Origin of the sequence: Bdellovibrio bacteriovorus, assembly GCF_041888015.1 — a bacterium.
Taxonomy (GTDB): domain Bacteria; phylum Bdellovibrionota; class Bdellovibrionia; order Bdellovibrionales; family Bdellovibrionaceae; genus Bdellovibrio.
The window spans coordinates 2100119-2117629 of record NZ_CP168968.1 but is presented as its reverse complement, the minus strand read 5'-3'; the positions used below and the strand labels follow the sequence as shown (position 1 = coordinate 2117629).

The following is a 17511-nucleotide window of genomic DNA, read 5'->3' as shown; positions in this document are numbered from 1 at the left end:
ATGGGAAAGTATCTTTTAACTCTAAGTCTTTGTGTATTCATGGGTTCCTTCTCTGCAACCGCAGTGGCATCTGCTAGCACAGGAGCAGCTTCTCAGTTCTTTGTGACTGGTGTGGTGGAGCATGTTGAAGCCATTGAAAATGAGGCAATGGTCAAGGTTTCAGGTGTTCAAAAGCTTTTGATCATTAAAAACTTGATGAGCTTCCCCGAAGCCAAACTGCAGGTTTTGGTTGAGAGTCAGGAAAGCCGCGTGCCTTTGAAATTGAAGGTCAATGGCAGCAATCATATTATTGACGTGATGTTATAGTCAGAGGGCAGAAACACTTGTTTCTGCCTATCGCGTAAAAGCGAAATACTTGGTTGATCTCAGTCCCTTAACAGACGACACTTGAGGCTTGAAAACGATTATGGCGACTTCCATGTTGCTTCACCTCAACCTTCAAGTGGTGCCATATGTTGATGTACTGGGTTGTACTGTTCTTTATTCTAGCTCTGACTTCTCGGTTGTTATTGAACTTGCCTCCAGCGCTGTGGCGAGTCTTGTTTGCTCTGCCTTTTCTTGGCGCTCTTAATGAAAGTCTAAAACCATTTATACAGCAGTCCTGGCCATTTCCTCGAGATGGCCTGAGTGACTTCTTTGCCAGTATTGTGGCGGTAATCGGGCTGTGTGTTTGTATCTATGCGGGGACGTATTTTAAATCCCACGAAAAAAAGAGATTCTTTCCATTATTCTTTGCCTTCACCGGTTCCATGCTGGGTGTTCTGTGGGCAGATAATATCTTTGTGTTTTATGGTTTCTGGGAAGCCACGGGAATCTGCTCGTTTCTTTTGATCGGCTTTAAATTTACAGACTTTGAGGTGCGCAAAGGTGCAACCCAAGCGTTGATCGTGAATGTGGCCGGGGGCCTTTGTTTATTGCTGGCCTTGTTGATTATGGCCCAAGTGTCTGGCAGTCACTCCTTGCTGGAGATTCTTTACGACAAAAGAAAGCTGATGCAGGACAACAACCTGTTGATGTTGATGATATTGCTGGCGGCCATGATCAAGTCGGCACAGTTCCCATTTCATTTTTGGTTGCCAGGAGCAATGGTGGCTCCGACCCCAGCGAGTGCCTTTTTGCATTCGGCCACGATGGTGAAGTTGGGCGTTTTTTTGCTTGCACGCTTTAGTCCGATCTTTGAATTGAATGTGGATTGGATATTTATCCTGAGTCTTGTCGGGGCTGTTACTTTGATCTGGGGCATGATCGTGTCTTTGACGAAGAATGATCTGAAGCAGCTTTTTGCGTGGACGACAGTGAGTTCATTGGGGGGCATGTGCATCCTGGTGGGATTGCATGTGTCTTATTCATGGAAAGCCTTTTTTTCTTATGTGCTGGCACACTCCTTTTACAAGGCCAGCCTGTTCCTATGCGTAGGTAATATTGATAAGCAGCTTGGCGGACGGAGCATGGAGCATGTTTCGGGACTCATTCGAAGAATGCCGGTGACATCATTGGCTTTTCTTATGGCTTTGGGTTCTATGATGGGTCTGCCTTTCAGCATGGGGTTCCTGGGGAAAGAGTATCTGTTAAAATCCGCTTTGCAGCTTGAGGGGTCGGCGTCTTTGTTGGTTGTAGCATTGCTTGGGGCCAGTATCTTGTCCATCGTTGTGGGATATCGTTTGATCCTATTGATTTTCCGTCGCCCCACGGACAGTCGTCGTTTGAAGGAAGCACCTCCCAGCATGTGGTTACCGCCGTTGTTGTTGGCTTCTGCGGGTTGGATTTCCGGGTTCTTTTTGGATGATATCAACAAGTATTTCCTAAGTCCGGTGGTTTCGTCGATTGTATTGCAACCTGTGGATTTGAATCTTGAGATGTGGACCGGAGTGAATCTGGCCTTGGTGCTGAGTGTGGTGTCGTTGATGTCTGGGACCTTTCTGGCTCTTCGCTATTCAGGAACCATGACCAAAGTGGCAATGTGGCTGAAGAGGCTCTTAAAGCCATCGCCACGGGTGGGGATCGTCGGAAGTCTTTCCAAAAAGCTGATGGATCGTCTGCAAAACGGACGATTAAGTTATTATATTTTGTGGCTGCTGGTACCTTCTTTTCTGGGGTTTTCTTTGTGGGTTCCACCACCGGCGGAAATTTTTGCCTTTCAGCCTCAGGGGCTGTCGTACCTGCAGATGATTCCTTTTGTGATTGTCCTGATGGGGTTGATGCCGATGCTTCTTAGCGCCAGGCCTTTAATGAAAATTATCGGTCTTGGGGTTCTGGGGTTTGGAGTCAGCTTGTTCTATCTGAGCGCGGGCGCCACGGACTTGGCGATGACCCAGATGGCGGTCGAGGCGTTATCGGTTCTGGTGCTGACGCTGAGCTTGGTTTTCCTGCGCACCAATCCGTCGGGTTTTAGCTGGTTCTATAAAATTGTGCGCACAGTTATCACCGCTGCGGCATTTCTGGGAACACTGCTTTTGTGTGCGCTTTTACGTGAGGGTAAGAACGCCTCCCGAGTGGCAGAGTTCTTTAATGAAAATGCTCTGCCTTTGGGAAAAGGCTTGAACGTGGTGAATGTTATTTTGGTGGACTTCCGCGCTTTGGATACGTTTGGTGAAATCACTGTTCTGGGGATTGTTGCCATAGGTATTCATTTCTTGTTCCTGCGCAAGCAGAAGCTGGCAATGACATTTAAGGAATCCGCGATCCTGTCGACTTCGATGAAAGTTTTCGCTCCGCTCTTTGCTTTGATTTCATTGATGGTGCTTTTTCGCGGTCACAATGCTCCCGGAGGAGGGTTTATTGGGGGCCTGCTTTTGGCGATCTCTTACGCTTTTGCCGCATTGGTTATGGGGGAAGTGTGGATGCGCCGCTGGCTGGTATTTAAACCTATGACTTGGATGATCTTAGGCCTGGCATTTGCCTTTAGTGCTGCCATCTTTCCGACTTTGCAGAGCGAAGCGCTGTTTAAGGCGCAGTGGTCGGACCGTGTGGCATGGATGGGAACCCCATTGATCTTTGATTTGGGAGTTTATCTTTTGGTCCTGGGTATGGGCACAAGCCTGTTCTTGTCGTTTTTCCGGAGGGACGTGTGATTGATTTTTTGTCTTTAAGCATTGCCGCCCTTGTCGCTGCCGGAGTCTGGCTGCTGTTATCCCGGGATTGGTTGCAGATCATTCTGGGGTTGAGTGTTCTGGGGCACGGTGTGAATTTATTTATCTTGAAGAGCGGAGAGGCGGCGAGCCCTGATCCGTTGCCGCAGGCATTGATTCTGACTGCCATCGTGATTGGCTTGGGAATGACAGCCGTGTTGTTGGCATTGGCCAGCCGCGGATTGAAGATGTCCAAATCGCGCGATGCTGATTTCCTGCCGGAGGAGACAGAATGATTGCAGCTCCGGTGCTGATCTCCTTTGTGTTTGCTTTGATCACATTGCTGCTGCGTCGCCATTCAGTGGGACTCCGGGCGGTGTCTTTGCTGGGAACGGCCTTGAGTCTGATGATTGCTGTGTGGATTCTGATCACCGTGTGGGAGCAGGGGCCGCAGCGGATGCAAATTGGAAACTGGCCGGCTCCATTTGGAATTTCTTTCGACGTTGGAATGCTGGGGGCCTTGATGATAGCGGGAAGTGCTTTGGTGGCTTTCTGCGGTCAATGGGCGATGCAGTCCCTGTTAGGGCGTCGGTGGGAGATTCTTGGCATCTATTCGCTGTATCATTTTTTGATGATGGGTGTTTACGGATCTTTTGCCACAGGAGATTTATTTAATCTGTATGTTTGGTTTGAGGTGTTGTTAGCGGCTTCCTTTTTCTTGGTGGCTTTAAGTCGCCATCGCACTTCGGCAACGGGAAGTTTCAAGTACGCAGTGATCAGTATACTGTCGTCGGTGGCATTTTTATTTGGGATCTCGTTTGTCTATGCCTCCGTCGGCAGTTTGGATCTGAGCGACATTATTCAACAGCAGCAACTTCATGGGCAAAGTCTGTCGATGATCATGGGGTTGTCATTTTTGGTGCTTGCATTCTTGGTGAAAGCGGCTGTGTTTCCGTTCTTCTTCTGGTTGCCGGCTTCTTATCCGGTGACGTTGACTCCGGTGGCAGCGGTGTTTTCTGGTTTTCTGACGAAGGTGGGCCTTTATTCCTTGTTACGTATTCTAAGTCCGGTCGTTGCTTTTGGGGACAGCACCAAGCTTTTGCCAGTCATGTATGGTTTGGCTTTGGCTTCGATGGTATTGGGAGTTTTGGGTGCCCTGTCGCGAGATAACATGAAAGGTATTCTGGCATTTCACGGAACTTCGCAGATGGGATACATTCTGCTGGGTCTGTCTTTAGGTGGTCAGGCGGGTATTGTGGCCTGTGTTTTTTATCTTTTGCATCACATGATGGTGAAGACCAATTTGTTTTTGTCGGTCGCATATATGGAAAAAGTTGGTGGTACCAGCATGGTTTCAGAGTCCGGGGGACTTTGGGCGGCTCGGCCGTGGCTGGCAGGGCTGTTCGCGATGTCGGCTTTGTCTTTGATTGGTGTGCCACCGTTTTCAGGTTTTTGGGCCAAGGTGCTGACGTTGCAGGCGGCTCTGGGGGAGCAACGCTGGGCTGGGGTTTTGCTGTGCCTGGGGGTGAGTTTGTTCACGTTGATGTCGATGTTGAAGATCTGGAATGGAGTCTTCTGGAAAAGGGCTCCGCGGGATTTGCCTGAAAAGGATTCAGCCCGGGTTCGCTGGCTGGTGGTGCCATTGGTGATTTTAAATATCAGCATTTTGGCTATCGGACTGGGGTATCCACAAGTGAGGTTGGCAGCAGAAAAAGTGGCCCAGGAACTTTTACCTGGTAAGGGAGCTCCATGAAAAGGATGATCTTAAGCTTTGAAGTGCTTTTGAAGTTTATGTTCGACTTTGTGATCGCGGTCATTCATGTGGCCTCGTGGATCTTTAGGCCGAACCGCAAATTGAAACCTGCGATTGTGCGCATGAAGATTGATATTGAAAGTGAATGGGGTCTTTGGATTTTATCGTTGATTATTTTTTTGGTGCCGGGTTCGATGATCGTGGAAATGTCCCGCGAGAAGAAGCTGATGTACGTTCATTTCTTTCATACCGAAGATCCGGATCAGTCGGTAAGTCATTTGAAGCAGCGCTTTGAGCGAAAGTTGCAGATGATCTTTGGCGAAATTGAGGTGGCACCATGATCGTGGTTTTGGTGGCCCTTTTAGCTTTGGCTTCTGTCTTTTCAATGCTTCGGTGTCTGCGGGGGCCGGACTGGACAGACCGGATCATGACCTTTGATCTTTTGAATAACATCCTGGTGGCGGCGGCCGCCTTGTATGCCATTTATAATAACAATGCGGATGTGGTGACGCTGGTGTTGGTCTTGGCCCCGATGTCTTTTATCTCTAATGCCATCATGGCGTTTTATCTGGAAAGACGAAAGGAACCCTGATGAGTGTACTTGTGATGTCCCTGCTTTTGATCGGCTGTTTGTTGATTCTGCTGGCATCGGTGGGCAGTTTGAAATTACCGGACACGTTGACTCGTATGGCAGCGGTCTCTAAAGCCTCGACGTTGGGTAGTGTGATTTTTTGTCTGGCGGCGGCTTTGCATTTTCAGAGGATCTCTTTGACAGTCCTTCTGGTCTTGGCGGCTTTGGTTCTGTTTATGGGAATTCCGGTATCATCCCATTTGCTCAGTCGGTTGCGTTTACGCACGGCCAGGAAGTATCCTCTGCAGACCCAAAGAAACGATTTCGAAACCGACGGTCGGTGAAAAAGACCCACCTGACTGCGTACCGACCGGCGAAGAGGGGGTTAGTGGGTTTTTTGGCGGGGGGTGATGGAGACTTGCAGGAAATCCAGCGGTTCTGCTCCGTTGTTTTTTATTTGTAAAGAGATGCTGTCTTCCACTTTCAGAACATCTCCGCTTGAGACGGTGATATGTTCTGTGGTCAGTGTTCCGCGCGAAACAAAAAAGAACGTGGTTTGAGCGACTGCCTGCACAGTCAGTTCGTCCCCCGCAGGGACATGTTCATGGACCATCGTTGCGAGGAAGCTGTCACGGTGATAGATCAAACCCAGATCCCGTACCGGGCCTGCCAGCAGTTTGCAGTTGATGTTTTCTTCGCCCGCAAAAGCTGTCGGCATATGTCGCAGCAGTGGGCGTTCATTCAGAAGCAAGCCTTCGCCTTGGAATACAGCCAGCAAACGTTCATAACCAGGGAAGAGGGAAAATGGACTTTCCGCCTCGACACGGGCTGAACTCAGACGCCACAGATAAGGCACGTCCTGGCCTGGAAGCAGATCAATTTGATCCGTCATGCCCAGTCCATTTTTCCATGGCATGGATACAAACTCTGAAGATTTGATGACTCTCAACATGAGCGCTCCTTTGGAAAAAATGAGCTCCAAATAGAAATAGCTGCAATACGATGGTAAGCCGATAAAATCTCAAAATAAAACTTAAAATAAATAAACCAAAAGTTTGGTTTTGCACTTTAGCTAGTTCATTACAGCGCCGAAATGTTTAGTATCAAAAGACTTACTGGAGAAGCTAAGTATGTCAGCAGTGAAAGAGCTTAAAGTGATCAAGAAGAGACCCGAAGTAAGAACAAGTCCGGATCAAGGTCAAGACCGCGAGCATGGGCGGCAACTTCTTGAGACCTTGTTAAAAGGCATGGTCGACTTTCCTGAGACAATCGAAGTCAGCTTTGAGGTCGGCGATAAGACGACAGTTTACAAAGTTGAATGCGATCAAAAATGCCTGGGGCAAATTATCGGTGCCAAAGGCAAGAACATCACAGGTGTGCGCTCCGTGATGGCGGCTACACTGGCTCGCAAGGGCATCCGTGCCATTGTTGAAATTCCATACTTCTGCGTAGACGTATAATAAATAGTTTCTAGCGCTGCCAGCGTTGTTGGTAGCTGAGGCTGAAGGTGTTCGACAGGGTTGAGTTGACGGGATTGCCCAGTAGACTCTGATCACTGTAGCCCACCGTCAGCGCTGATTCTTGGGAAAGCATATAGCTTCCCGAAAAACCCCAAGTAAAATGTTTTTGGTTTTGACCTGTGGAATGAGTGTCGCCGCGAATTTGAATGGCGTCCTCATACAGAAAAGAAACATTGCTGCCCAAGCGCAGGTCCCCTTTGTTCCAGCCAACACCGAGAGTTTGTGTTGTTCCCCAGCCGGGAGTCACGGTGGCTTTGCCATTATAGGCAGCGCCTTCGGCAGAGCGTTCAAAAGATTTGTGAATCTCGGAGCTGAAATTGGCATCCCACACGCGCCAGGTTTTAACTAAAGCCAAGCCGGCGCCTAACGAAGTAAAACCACGTCCGCGGATTTTGTTAGAATTGGTGGCGTCTTCATCGTAGATGGAGGGGGCTGTCGGCAATGTTACCTGCAAAAAAGTCACTCCCCGGGGCTTCCAGCGTGAGTACTGCAGTTCCGGAAAGGTTTCATGACCCAGATACAGAGAGAGATCGCCAACACCGGAAGTAGCGCTGTGACTTTGATCTTTTTTGGAAATCACGGGCACAGAGATCCCGGCTTGCCAGGAGTCAGCCAGCAGAAGGGCGCCTTCAACTTTCAGGGTCTGGGACTGATTGCCATCGTCTCGTTTCATCCATTGGCCGCTGCTGAGGACATCATCGGTGATTTCAGAATAGGAATAGGTGGAGGTCACCTGCGCCTTATCATCCCCCAGAATCAATGCGGGAAAAGAAAAACTTCCCCCGCAGCAGCTTGCTGCCTGGGCTATTGCGCCCCAGGAAACAACGATGAAAAGAGACAATGCTTTAATCATGGTACCATCAATGGAACAAAGACTTGATCCACAGTCGCAGATTGGTTCTTCAGATTCACACGCACTTCCCATTCACCAGGCATGACGAAGTACACGTTGTAAACACGGAACTGACCCTGGCCTAAGTCTTCAATTTTGACCGGGGCAGATCCGTGTCCCATGGATGGCATCCACAAAACCACAGACAAGTTTGCCGCGGTGATTTGTGGAGAATTAAATTTCAATGTGAATTCAGAATAGTCTGAACTGCTGGGAGCCTTCAGCCACTGCATTTCGGCGCAAATGCCGGCCTTGGTGAATTTCAATGAACAAGTATCTTCGGATTGCGATCCTTGCGGTTCACGCAGATCGTTTGCAGAAATATAGTGAGGTTGCGCGCACGCAGACAGACTGAACAAAAGGATCAATGGAACTAGTTTTTTCATGAGTTCTCCGCTCTTTGAATATAACAACCAAGGGCACGCCCTTCTTTATGGCGGGGCGTTTTGCCAGCTTGAAGATCTTCAAGCACTTCCTTCAGGAAATGTTTTTTCGCAGAGGGGCCAACATGACTGTCGGTGACCCCACCTTGATAAACGATCTCGCCGGAGGAATTAAAAACATATACATGTGGGGTCTTAAGAGCCCCCAACTTATCGGCCCAGTGACTGCGGGCATCGGCAATCACGGGGAAAGACAGCTGTGATTGCTGGAAGTGAGCTTTTGTCGTTTCAGCGTCTTCATCCGCATTGGAATGGATCGCCACGAAGTTGAAATTCTTGAACTGCTGACTGAGCTCTTTCAAAAGTCCTTCATGGCTGGCAGAGCAGGGGCACTTCGCGGACATGAAAATTGCGACGGTGGCAGGGGAGGAAGCAAAAGGGAGTTCCTGAGCTTCTTCGGTGAGGACATTCTTCCCTGTGAGTGCCGTGAACTTCTCCGCAGAAGAGGCGTTGAGGGCGATCAGGCTTAGAAAAATGGAAACTAGAATTTTGCTCATGAGGTTTTTTAACACAGAGGAATCCGCGGATATATGCCACAAAAAGTTGCGGGACTGGGGCGGTTTATCTGATTGCGCGTTGCGTTTTAAATGGAATCGATCGTGCCATTTTTTAATGGATTTCTATAAACTTTTTACATGTTTAGAAAACTTAGAGAGTTCAGAAATCGGTTCGTTCAATACAAGAAAAGTGGCCAGGTTCATAGTGACCTGGATGTCCTGTTGGGCTCGGCTCAGGAACAGAAGCAGCTTGAGGATCGTCTGCAGTGGTTGGTGCGCTTGCTGCAATGGGTCCGCTATGAAGGGGCGGTGGACGCCCATATCGAAAAAGAAACCGGGCGTCTGCCAGTGGCGCGCTTGCGTTATCTTTTGATGGTTCTGGATCGCAACCCAAGCTGGAAAAAAGAAGTCGCCATAATTTTGCGAACCGTGGTTCGTGAGGTCAGTGGTCTGGAGCTTTACACTGAAACCGGACTTCCGCGCGAGTTGGGTTTGTGGAGTGAACTATCGGATCGTTTGATGATGAAAGTTCTTCCGACACCACCGTTAGATCATGAGTTGGGATATTTATTCTGGGCTTTGTTTCCTGAGAAAGAAGACCCTCTTTGGATTTCTTCCATCGACAATGTGACATTTGATAAGCTGGTTGAACTTTTCCACTACGAAGTGGGCAGCGATGAGCAGGATTGGAACCGCTTTAATATCGATCTGGAAGATGCGTTGGTATATCTGGTGATTCAGGTCCGGGCCATTGGCTTGGGGCCGGCCATTCGCTATCGTTTGGATAAACCGAACTTCCGTGATTCTGCATTCTTTGCGCTGGTACGAGGTCTGGAAGAGTTCGTGAATGCCTATCATACCGGTGATCGCAACCTGACGCTGGAAAAGGCTTCCCGCTTCCGCATGATCGTGTGGGAGTGTCGTCGGGAGCTGGCGCAGGTCCACAAGCATCTGGACGAGTACGGAGTCAGCGTGGATCTGGTCTTCCAGATGGCACGCTTGCGAACCTATTTGCAGCGTATCGACAGTCTGCTTGAAATTCTTTTGAATGAGCGCCTGGACGCCAAGAAGGTGACAAGTTTCCTGTCCAAGCTGGTTGAGGAAAATCAGGATCTGCGCAGTATTTCTTCCTTGTTGTCCCAGAACATTTCCTTGCTGGCGCGCAAAGTGGTCGAGCGTGCGGCGGAAACGGGTGAGCATTACATTACGCGCACCAAAGACGAGTATCGACGCATGCTTCAGGCAGCCGGTGGCGGCGGAGCTCTGACGGCATTGACGGTTTATCTCAAAATCGGAATTCTGGCACTGGGGCTTTCGGGCTTTATGGAGGGGTTCCTGGCCTCTTTGAATTATTCGCTGAGCTTCGTGGCGATCCACCTTGCGGGATTCACTCTGGGCACCAAGCAGCCGGCGATGACGGCTCCGGCTTTGGCGGCCAAGATGCAGGATGTGGACAGTGAGAAGGGGATGAATGAACTGGTGACGGATATCACTCATCTGATCAGATCTCAGGTGGCGGCTATTGCCGGTAACGTGATGTTTGTGGTTCCTTGTGTGATTCTGATTGATGCTATTTTCAATCTTCTTTTTGGCGGTCATCTGATGTCGGTGGAAAAGGCGCAGTATGCCTTTAAGTCCGTGGATATTCTGGGGCCCGCAGTCTTTTATGCGGGCTTCACCGGAGTCTTATTATGGCTGTCCAGTTTGGTTTCCGGTTGGAGTGATAACTGGTTTGCTTTGAATTCTCTGCGTAAAACCCTGTCCCGCAGTCCGACTCTCAGAGCTGTTTTTGGCAAACCTGGGGCTCGCCGCATTGCCGTCTTCTTTGAGAACAATATTTCAGGTTTGGCGGGGAATATCTCTTTGGGGGTCATGCTGGGTATGACACCTGAGATTTTGAAATTCATGGGTATTCCCTTGGATGTTCGCCACGTGACCTTATCGTCCGGAACTTTGGGGGGCGCATTGCCGGTTCTGGGGCTTGATTTCATGAAGACGTGGGATTTCTGGAGATCTGCGATTGGTATCTTCTTTATCGGAGCCTTCAACGTTCTGATCAGTTTTGGTCTGGCTTTATGGGTGGCAATCAAGGCCCGTGGGGTTCAGCCTCCGCAACGAAAAGCGATTCGTCAGGCGGTGGTGAAACGTTTCTTCTCAAGCCCTCTTAGCTTCTTCCTTCCGGTCGGGGCAAATGTTCCCAAATCATCCAGTGGAGGCCACGGTCACTGATGATGGATATTTCTGTTGTTATTCCCGCTTATAATGAAGCTCTTCGCCTGCCGGAAACCTTGCAGGCTTTGAAGAGTCTTTGTCTGACCGAAGCCCTGCCTGTGAATGTTGTTGAAGTACTGGTGGTGGACGATGGTTCTGGTGATGACACACGACGTGTGGTGGAAGAGATCTCTCAAGACTGGAGTTTGCTGAAAGTTCTCGGATTTTCTGAAAACAGAGGCAAAGGCGCCGCAGTAAAAAAAGGTCTGATTGAGGCTCGGGCGCCGTGGGTGTTGGTGGCGGATGCGGATATGGCGACGCCGTGGGAAGAGCTGCGAAAGTTCCAGACATTTATGGATCAGGCGGATTTGATCATGGGTTCGCGAGCCCTGCCGCAAAGTCAGATCGAGGTTCGGCAACATTGGCTTCGTCAGACAATGGGGAAGACCTTTAATAAGATCCTGCGCTTGTTTGTGGGACTGCCTTATAAAGACACGCAATGTGGTTTTAAGTTTGTTCGCAATGACGAAGGCTTTCGTCAGAAAATTCTGCCTCATTTGTCGGTAGAACGATTTGCCTGGGATGTGGAGTTGATTCTTTACACGGAGAGATTTCGCAGAAAGGTGCTGGAAGTGCCGATTCGCTGGCAGCACAAGGACTCTTCGCGCGTTCACATCGTGCGAGACAGCTTGGAAATGCTTTTTGCCGTACGGAAAATGCGCCGAAATTTGCGGAACATCAGATAAGTCTTTTCTGCTTTTATGCTCAATAACTGCTCAGGAGCAAAAAAATGACGGCGCTACGAGTCATTTACTCTGATTTAATATTAGGCAGCTCATCTGCAAATAAATGATGGCATCTATAAGCTAAACTAATAGTAAAGGCTGCTGTGGTCCTAAAATTGAACTGGGGTTCCACTTTGGAACTACGGGTGCCATGACAGATTTTTTCACTTTTTCGGCTCGAAAAAAAAGTGCAAGTGGTTCCAAAAGAGTACTTGATAAATCTTTCAAGCTGAAATGAAGTGCCTACCCATAGAGGACTTCAATAGTTGAAGTCCATGGATATGGGGGGATTTTAATGAAACTCAACGTGTTTGCACTCATCGTTTCGGTGTTGTTCGCGACATCAGCTCAAGCAGAGCGCGTACTCGTGATCATGAAGGACCAAGCGTCTTTCAACAAAGCCCACATGGCTTATAAGATGAAGGGGTCTTATGCAGCTAAAGGGATCGACTTGGGTGTTCAGTCTCAAGCTGTAGGTCAATTGGAAGACAGTCTTGCTAACTTGAATACACTTATTGTTAACACTTCCAGCGATGCTCAAGTTGAAAAACTGAAAGCAAATCCTGCAGTGGCATACGTTGAGAAGGAAATCTTCCACGATGCACCAGCTCCAGTTAAAGGTTTCCTGGGTCAAAGACAACAATCCCAAAAATTGGGTCAAAAAACTCCATGGGGTATCCATGCAGTTAAAGCGACTGAAGCTTGGTCTAAAGCTAAGCGCGGTTTCGGTGCACGTGTTCTAGTTTTGGACACTGGTATCGATGCAGCTCACCCATCTTTGAAAGCTAACTTCGAAGCAGGTAAAGACTTCACTGACGCAAGTGATGGTTCTGATTACACTGACCACGTTGGTCACGGTACCCACGTAGCTGGTACAATCGCAGGTGCTTTGGATAAAACTGGTTTCACTGGTGTTGCTCCAAAAGCTAAGATCCTTGCAGGTCGCGTGTGCTCTGAGCAAGGTTGCTCTAACGTAGCGATCGCTCAAGGTATCAACTGGGGTATCCAGGAAAAAGTGGATGTGATCTCCATGTCTTTGGGTGGTGCTTGGTCCACTCCGGCTGAAAGAAACGCAGTAGCAGCAGCTGACCGTGCAGGTATCACTGTTGTAGCAGCTTCTGGTAACAACGGTACTAACCGTGTTTCTTACCCAGCGGCTCTTCCAACTGTTATCGCAGTTGGTGCAGTTGACAGCAGCTTGAAAAAGCTGACTTCTCTCAATACGGTCCAGAATTGGCTGTAGTTGCTCCGGGTGTTGCGGTTGTTTCTTCCGTACCAATGGGCACAGGTCGTGAGTCTTCTGTTGCGGTTTCTAACGGTCAGAAAGATGTAAAAGTAGCTTCTTCTACATTCCAAGGCGCGAAAGAAATTTTGACTCCAGAGACGAACGTATTGGTTCCAGCTGGTTTGGGTAAAGTTGAAGACTTCGCGAAAGTGGATGTTAAAGGCAAATACGCTTTGATCTCTCGTGGCGAAATCAACTTCTCTGAAAAAGTTGAAAACGCTATCAAAGCGGGTGCAGCGGGCGCGATCATCTACAACAACGCTCCTGGTTTGATCCAAGGTGCTTTGACTGATGATGGTTCTGTTCTTCCAATCGGCGTGTTCATGATTGAACAAACTGTTGGTCAAGAGTTGTTGCGTGTTATCGGCACGGGCAAACAAGTAACTGCGACTCTGCAAACTGTAGCAACTGACTACTCTGCGTTCGACGGTACTTCCATGGCGACTCCTCACGTATCTGGTGTGGTTGCTTTGATGAAAGCTGCGAACAAAGCTTTGACTGGCGCTCAAGTAAAAGAAATCTTGAAGCGTACTGCAACGCCACTTTCTCCAAACTCTGCTAACGAGCTTGGCGCTGGTATCGTAAATGCAGAAGCGGCTGTTCAAGCTGCCATCGACGCGAAGTAATTCGCTCGAAAAAATGTGACTTAAAAGAAACGGCTTCCTGGAAACAGGAGGCCGTTTTGTTTTGGAGCCACACCCGAAAAAGGTACCTGCTTACTTTTGCAGAAACGCCGCGCCAACGCACTGCTTCTGCAAAAGTAAGCAGGTACCTTTTGGTGGGAAGTAGGCGCATAGTTAATGTATGCAGCATTTACCCGCCATGATTCATGACCTTGCCCTGATCCTTGGAACAGCGGGCTTAGTCACTCTTCTTTTTAAAAGACTTAATCAACCTATTGTTCTTGGATACTTGGTCGCAGGTTTTCTGGTGGGGCCTAAAACTTCCATTTTCCCGACTGTTATTGGGGTCGCAAGCATCAATCTGTGGGCCGAGATCGGGGTGATCTTCCTTCTTTTTGCATTGGGTTTGGAGTTCAGCTTTAAAAAGCTGCTTCGCGTGGGGGGATCGGCCAGCTTTACGGCTTTATTTGAAGTCTCGCTGATGATTTTATTCGGATACACAACCGGTCAGATTTTGGGCTGGTCCACGATGGACAGTTTGTTCCTGGGGGGGATCTTATCCATTTCTTCGACGTCCATTATTATCCGCACGGTGGAAGAGCTGGGTTTCAAAAATATGAAATTCGTCGGCATGGTCTTCGGGGTTCTGGTCATCGAAGATCTTGTGGCCGTTCTTTTGATGGTTTTGCTGACCACGGTGGCCTTGACCCGGGACTTCTCGGGGGGCGAGATGTTAGGGGCCGTTTTGAAGTTGGCCTTCTTCCTGTCGATCTGGTTTGTGGCCGGGATCTTCCTGTTACCAAGTTTCTTAAAGCGGACGCAAAAGTTGTTGTCTGAAGAAACTGTTTTGGTCGTGGCCGTCGGGCTTTGCCTGATGATGGTGGTCTTTGCCAGCAATGTTGGGTTTTCTTCCGCATTAGGGGCCTTCATCACCGGATCTATCCTTGCGGAAACCATTGAAGGTGAGCGCATTCACCATCTGATTGCGCCGATCAAAAATCTTTTCTCGGCCGTGTTCTTTATTTCTGTTGGGATGTTGATTGATCCGGTGATTATTTCCACTTACTGGAAAGAAGTTCTGCTGCTGTCTGCAGTCGTGGTTGTGGGTAAAACCTTAAGTGTCACTTTAGGGTCGGTCTTATCCGGACAGACGTTGAAGTCCTCTGTTCAGTCGGGAATGAGTCTGGCGCAGATCGGGGAGTTTTCGTTCATTATTGCCACTTTGGGGCTAAGTCTTAAAGTGATCAGTGAAAAGATCTATCCGATTGCTGTGGCAGTTTCTGTGATGACGGCCTTTACGACGCCTTACATGGCTCGCTCTGCTGAAAAGGTTTATGGTTGGCTGGAAAAGGTCCTGCCTCCAAAAGTGATTCAGTCTTTGGACAGCTACAGTGTGATCTCGTTTTCCATGGCAGCGAACAGGGAATGGCGGGATCAGGTTCGCGCTTATATTCTGAAAGTTCTTTTGAATGCAGTTGTTGTTGTTGCGGTCTTTCTGACCATGGCCCGCGTATTCTTGCCGTTTCTTTTGGAACGTCAGATTGCTGAAGGTCCGGCAAAGTTTATCACTTTAAGTGCGACTCTGATTCTCAGCGCGCCGTTTTTATGGGCGCTGGCCTTCGGACGCACCAAGCAGTTTGAAGCTTTGATGGTCGGGCAGGGGAAGGGCAGTCATAACTATGTCTTCCTGGTGTCTCGGATCATGTTGGCAGTGGGGCTCTTGGGGGCCATGGTCGCGCAGTTTGTGCCGCTTATGTGGGCCATCGCGATCACCCTTTGGATGGTTGTCGTTGTTGGATACGTCCTGTCGCAAAAGCTTCAGGATATCTATCTGTGGTTTGAACGCCGATTCCTGACAAACCTCAACGACGAGGTTCAAAAAAATCATGCCCGAAAAAACGACCGGGCACTGGCGCCATGGGATGCGCATATTACTGAATTCCAGATTCCTCCGGAGGCTCCTTATGTGGGAGTTCCCTTGCATCAACTTTCTATAAGAGAAAAGTACGGAGTGACGATTGCTTTGATTGAGCGGGGCCGTAGGCGGGTAACCGCTCCAGGGCGGACGGAATGTTTGATGCCGCACGATCACGTTTTCGTGATTGGGACCGATGCCCAGTTGATTCAGTTTAAAGGTTTTGTCGAGGCCGAGTTGCCTGTGCAGTCGGCTGATGCCGAGGCGGAATACAGTCTTGAGCAGTACCTGCTGACGGAAAAATCTCCGTTCTTGAATAAAACTATTCGGGAATGCGGCCTGCGTGAAATGACCCACGGTCTTGTTGTGGGCATTGAGCGCGAAGGGGGCCGTATATTAAATCCAGACTCCAGCGAAACATTATGTCGTGGAGACATTCTATGGATCGTTGGTGATCGCGATAAGATTCTGGAACTGAACTAAAGACGCCAGTGCAATAGTTTCTTTAGTGCCGCCATTTTAAAGTTTGTATAAGGCGGGTACATAATCTTAAGCATCTTTCCAAAGAAGGATTGTTTAAGGACGGCCTTGGCGTGTGAAAAGGCCTGGAAGCCATGCAGGCCGTGATAGTGTCCCAGCCCGCTGTGATTCACGCCACCAAACGGCAGGTGGGGATTCACGAAATGGATCACAGAATCATTAAAGACCAGACCACCCGAACTGGTTTCTTTCAGAATTCTTTCGGTGTTCATCTGACTGTGAGAGTAGAAATACAAAGCCAAAGGTTTAGGGCGTTCATTGATGAAATGAATAACTTCCGAGATCTCTTTAAACGTCATCATGGGAAGAATGGGGCCAAAGATTTCCTCTTGCATCACCAAAGCATGAGGGTCGACTTTTTCCAATAAAGTGGGACTGCAGTAATGCTTTTCCGGCAGACAAAGACCTCCGAAAGAGATTTCCGCTTTTTTGGAAACGGCATCATCAATCAGGTCTTTCAGGCGTTGAGTGTGATTTAAAGATACCATACGCGCCAGATCCGGACTGCCTTGGATCTGTTCATGTGTGGAGCCGTAAAAGCTCTGAATGGCATTGATAAGATGTTTCCTGAATGCGGAAGCCACTGTTTCATGCACGAACAAATAATCCGGAGCCACGCAGGTCTGTCCTGCATTGATGAATTTAGCCCAGGCGACTTTTTCGGCGGCCAACGGCAGATCGGCAGTGGCATCAATGATGGTTGGAGACTTTCCACCCAGTTCCAGAGTCACGCTGCTAAGGTGTTTGGCGGCTGCTTCCATGATGATTTTTCCCACACGGGTGCTGCCTGTGAAGAAGATATGATCAAATGGGAACTTCAAAAGTTCCTGAGTTGTTTCCGCACCACCTTCCGCTACAAAGACGTGTTCAGTGGAAAAAGCAGCTTCAGCAATTTTCTTGATCACAGAACTTGTATGCCGAGTCAGTTCGGACGGTTTCACGATGGCGCAGTTTCCTGCCGCAATGGCGGAAATCAAAGGCAGAAAGACCAGTTGGAAGGGATAGTTCCAGGGGCCAACCAAAAGGCAGACGCCACGGGCTTCCGACTGGATAAAACTTTGACTGCCACACAAGGTCAGGGGTGTTTTTACCTTGCGGGGGCGGGACCATTTTTTAAGGTTTTTGCGAGTAAAATGGAGTTCCTTTAGAACCGGATAAATTTCAGAAAGCAAAGTTTCAGCTTCAGGTTTGTTGAAGTCTTTTTTCAGGGAATCGATGATGTCAGCCTGATGGCTTTCGATGGCCTTTTCCAGCGCATCCAGGCTTTGGATGCGGGTCTCAATGGATTCACTGCGAAGCTTCAGTGCGAACTGCTTTTGATGAAGAAAGATCTGTTCCAACATAGCCCTATGTTAGAACACTGTGAAAAGGAGGCAATGTTTATGTTGGCAATGGCTCAGAAAACCTC

Annotated in this window: 18 protein-coding genes; 13 read left to right on the top strand and 5 right to left on the bottom strand. The window is 48.8% G+C overall.

The window, feature by feature from the left end; genetic code table 11:
* The 7 genes from ACES2G_RS10305 (at nucleotide 1) to ACES2G_RS10275 (ending at nucleotide 5736) form a co-directional block, all read left to right on the top strand.
* The gene (locus ACES2G_RS10305) at nucleotides 1-306 is read left to right on the top strand and encodes a hypothetical protein (RefSeq protein WP_374000099.1); all 306 of its coding nucleotides are present in this window, start codon (nucleotides 1-3) and stop codon (nucleotides 304-306) included.
* Between the two features lie 146 nt (nucleotides 307-452).
* The gene (mbhE, locus tag ACES2G_RS10300; protein WP_374000098.1) at nucleotides 453-3071 is read left to right on the top strand and encodes a hydrogen gas-evolving membrane-bound hydrogenase subunit E; all 2619 of its coding nucleotides are present in this window, start codon (nucleotides 453-455) and stop codon (nucleotides 3069-3071) included.
* On the top strand, nucleotides 3068-3364 hold the full coding sequence (locus ACES2G_RS10295) for an NADH-quinone oxidoreductase subunit K (RefSeq protein ID WP_347359002.1): 297 nt from the start codon (nucleotides 3068-3070) through the stop codon (nucleotides 3362-3364). Before mbhE ends, ACES2G_RS10295 begins: the two co-directional genes overlap by 4 nt.
* Nucleotides 3361-4821 carry a complex I subunit 5 family protein gene (locus ACES2G_RS10290; protein ID WP_374000097.1) on the top strand — a complete coding sequence of 487 codons (1461 nt, stop codon included), beginning with the start codon at nucleotides 3361-3363 and terminating at the stop codon, nucleotides 4819-4821. The genes ACES2G_RS10295 and ACES2G_RS10290 overlap by 4 nt, the downstream gene beginning before the upstream one ends.
* Nucleotides 4818-5162, top strand: a complete 345-nt coding sequence (locus ACES2G_RS10285; protein ID WP_347359004.1) for a Na+/H+ antiporter subunit E — start codon at nucleotides 4818-4820, stop codon at nucleotides 5160-5162. Before ACES2G_RS10290 ends, ACES2G_RS10285 begins: the two co-directional genes overlap by 4 nt.
* A complete protein-coding gene (locus ACES2G_RS10280) occupies nucleotides 5159-5413 on the top strand; it encodes a monovalent cation/H+ antiporter complex subunit F (RefSeq protein WP_347359005.1) in 255 nt (84 codons plus the stop codon). The genes ACES2G_RS10285 and ACES2G_RS10280 overlap by 4 nt, the downstream gene beginning before the upstream one ends.
* Nucleotides 5413-5736, top strand: a complete 324-nt coding sequence (locus ACES2G_RS10275; RefSeq protein WP_347359006.1) for a monovalent cation/H(+) antiporter subunit G — start codon at nucleotides 5413-5415, stop codon at nucleotides 5734-5736. Before ACES2G_RS10280 ends, ACES2G_RS10275 begins: the two co-directional genes overlap by 1 nt.
* A 41-nt stretch (nucleotides 5737-5777) precedes the next feature.
* Here the strand turns inward: ACES2G_RS10275 and ACES2G_RS10270 are convergent, their stop codons facing one another.
* Nucleotides 5778-6344, bottom strand: a complete 567-nt coding sequence (locus ACES2G_RS10270; RefSeq protein ID WP_347359007.1) for a HutD family protein — start codon at nucleotides 6342-6344, stop codon at nucleotides 5778-5780.
* Nucleotides 6345-6522: 178 nt separating this feature from the next.
* Between ACES2G_RS10270 and ACES2G_RS10265 the strand changes: the two genes are divergently transcribed.
* Nucleotides 6523-6852, top strand: coding sequence for a KH domain-containing protein (locus tag ACES2G_RS10265; RefSeq protein ID WP_347359008.1), 330 nt, complete (start codon nucleotides 6523-6525; stop codon nucleotides 6850-6852).
* A gap of 10 nt (nucleotides 6853-6862) precedes the next feature.
* Here ACES2G_RS10265 and ACES2G_RS10260 read toward each other — a convergent pair whose 3' ends face one another.
* Genes ACES2G_RS10260 through ACES2G_RS10250 form a run of 3 tightly spaced genes read right to left on the bottom strand, consistent with a single transcriptional unit; the run spans nucleotide 6863 to nucleotide 8744 of the window.
* The gene (locus tag ACES2G_RS10260) at nucleotides 6863-7765 is read right to left on the bottom strand and encodes a serine protease spb1 (protein ID WP_347359009.1); all 903 of its coding nucleotides are present in this window, start codon (nucleotides 7763-7765) and stop codon (nucleotides 6863-6865) included.
* On the bottom strand, nucleotides 7762-8190 hold the full coding sequence (locus tag ACES2G_RS10255) for a FixH family protein (protein ID WP_347359010.1): 429 nt from the start codon (nucleotides 8188-8190) through the stop codon (nucleotides 7762-7764). The genes ACES2G_RS10260 and ACES2G_RS10255 overlap by 4 nt, the downstream gene beginning before the upstream one ends.
* Nucleotides 8187-8744 (bottom strand): thioredoxin-like domain-containing protein, encoded by a 558-nt coding sequence (locus ACES2G_RS10250; RefSeq protein ID WP_347359011.1) that lies wholly within the window; start codon nucleotides 8742-8744, stop codon nucleotides 8187-8189. Before ACES2G_RS10250 ends, ACES2G_RS10255 begins: the two co-directional genes overlap by 4 nt.
* 138 nt (nucleotides 8745-8882) lie before the next feature.
* Here ACES2G_RS10250 and ACES2G_RS10245 point away from each other — a divergent pair, with 138 nt between their 5' ends.
* From ACES2G_RS10245 to ACES2G_RS10225, 5 genes are all read left to right on the top strand, one after another.
* Nucleotides 8883-10973, top strand: coding sequence for a site-specific recombinase (locus ACES2G_RS10245; RefSeq protein WP_347359012.1), 2091 nt, complete (start codon nucleotides 8883-8885; stop codon nucleotides 10971-10973).
* A complete protein-coding gene (locus tag ACES2G_RS10240; RefSeq protein WP_347359013.1) occupies nucleotides 10973-11701 on the top strand; it encodes a glycosyltransferase in 729 nt (242 codons plus the stop codon). The genes ACES2G_RS10245 and ACES2G_RS10240 overlap by 1 nt, the downstream gene beginning before the upstream one ends.
* A 334-nt stretch (nucleotides 11702-12035) precedes the next feature.
* Complete coding sequence (locus ACES2G_RS10235; protein WP_374000096.1) at nucleotides 12036-12983, top strand: S8 family serine peptidase; 948 nt, start codon at nucleotides 12036-12038, stop codon at nucleotides 12981-12983.
* Nucleotides 12974-13651 (top strand): PA domain-containing protein, encoded by a 678-nt coding sequence (locus tag ACES2G_RS10230; protein ID WP_374000095.1) that lies wholly within the window; start codon nucleotides 12974-12976, stop codon nucleotides 13649-13651. The genes ACES2G_RS10235 and ACES2G_RS10230 overlap by 10 nt, the downstream gene beginning before the upstream one ends.
* A 178-nt stretch (nucleotides 13652-13829) precedes the next feature.
* Nucleotides 13830-16046 carry a cation:proton antiporter gene (locus ACES2G_RS10225; RefSeq protein WP_374000094.1) on the top strand — a complete coding sequence of 739 codons (2217 nt, stop codon included), beginning with the start codon at nucleotides 13830-13832 and terminating at the stop codon, nucleotides 16044-16046.
* Here the strand turns inward: ACES2G_RS10225 and ACES2G_RS10220 are convergent.
* On the bottom strand, nucleotides 16043-17446 hold the full coding sequence (locus ACES2G_RS10220) for an aldehyde dehydrogenase family protein (protein WP_374000093.1): 1404 nt from the start codon (nucleotides 17444-17446) through the stop codon (nucleotides 16043-16045). The genes ACES2G_RS10225 and ACES2G_RS10220 overlap by 4 nt on opposite strands.
* Between the last annotated feature and the right edge of the window lie 65 nt (nucleotides 17447-17511).

What these genes read in the sequence shown, in the direction of transcription:
- ACES2G_RS10305 (WP_374000099.1), top strand. Translation starts at nt 1, where the DNA reads ATGGGAAAGTATCTTTTAACTCTAAGTCTTTGTGTATTCATGGGTTCC.
- mbhE (WP_374000098.1), top strand. Translation starts at nt 453, where the DNA reads ATGTTGATGTACTGGGTTGTACTGTTCTTTATTCTAGCTCTGACTTCT.
- ACES2G_RS10290 (WP_374000097.1), top strand. Translation starts at nt 3,361, where the DNA reads ATGATTGCAGCTCCGGTGCTGATCTCCTTTGTGTTTGCTTTGATCACA.
- ACES2G_RS10285 (WP_347359004.1), top strand. Translation starts at nt 4,818, where the DNA reads ATGAAAAGGATGATCTTAAGCTTTGAAGTGCTTTTGAAGTTTATGTTC.
- ACES2G_RS10280 (WP_347359005.1), top strand. Translation starts at nt 5,159, where the DNA reads ATGATCGTGGTTTTGGTGGCCCTTTTAGCTTTGGCTTCTGTCTTTTCA.
- ACES2G_RS10275 (WP_347359006.1), top strand. Translation starts at nt 5,413, where the DNA reads ATGAGTGTACTTGTGATGTCCCTGCTTTTGATCGGCTGTTTGTTGATT.
- ACES2G_RS10270 (WP_347359007.1), bottom strand. Translation starts at nt 6,344, where the DNA reads ATGTTGAGAGTCATCAAATCTTCAGAGTTTGTATCCATGCCATGGAAA.
- ACES2G_RS10265 (WP_347359008.1), top strand. Translation starts at nt 6,523, where the DNA reads ATGTCAGCAGTGAAAGAGCTTAAAGTGATCAAGAAGAGACCCGAAGTA.
- ACES2G_RS10260 (WP_347359009.1), bottom strand. Translation starts at nt 7,765, where the DNA reads ATGATTAAAGCATTGTCTCTTTTCATCGTTGTTTCCTGGGGCGCAATA.
- ACES2G_RS10255 (WP_347359010.1), bottom strand. Translation starts at nt 8,190, where the DNA reads ATGAAAAAACTAGTTCCATTGATCCTTTTGTTCAGTCTGTCTGCGTGC.
- ACES2G_RS10250 (WP_347359011.1), bottom strand. Translation starts at nt 8,744, where the DNA reads ATGAGCAAAATTCTAGTTTCCATTTTTCTAAGCCTGATCGCCCTCAAC.
- ACES2G_RS10245 (WP_347359012.1), top strand. Translation starts at nt 8,883, where the DNA reads ATGTTTAGAAAACTTAGAGAGTTCAGAAATCGGTTCGTTCAATACAAG.
- ACES2G_RS10240 (WP_347359013.1), top strand. Translation starts at nt 10,973, where the DNA reads ATGATGGATATTTCTGTTGTTATTCCCGCTTATAATGAAGCTCTTCGC.
- ACES2G_RS10235 (WP_374000096.1), top strand. Translation starts at nt 12,036, where the DNA reads ATGAAACTCAACGTGTTTGCACTCATCGTTTCGGTGTTGTTCGCGACA.
- ACES2G_RS10225 (WP_374000094.1), top strand. Translation starts at nt 13,830, where the DNA reads ATGCAGCATTTACCCGCCATGATTCATGACCTTGCCCTGATCCTTGGA.
- ACES2G_RS10220 (WP_374000093.1), bottom strand. Translation starts at nt 17,446, where the DNA reads ATGTTGGAACAGATCTTTCTTCATCAAAAGCAGTTCGCACTGAAGCTT.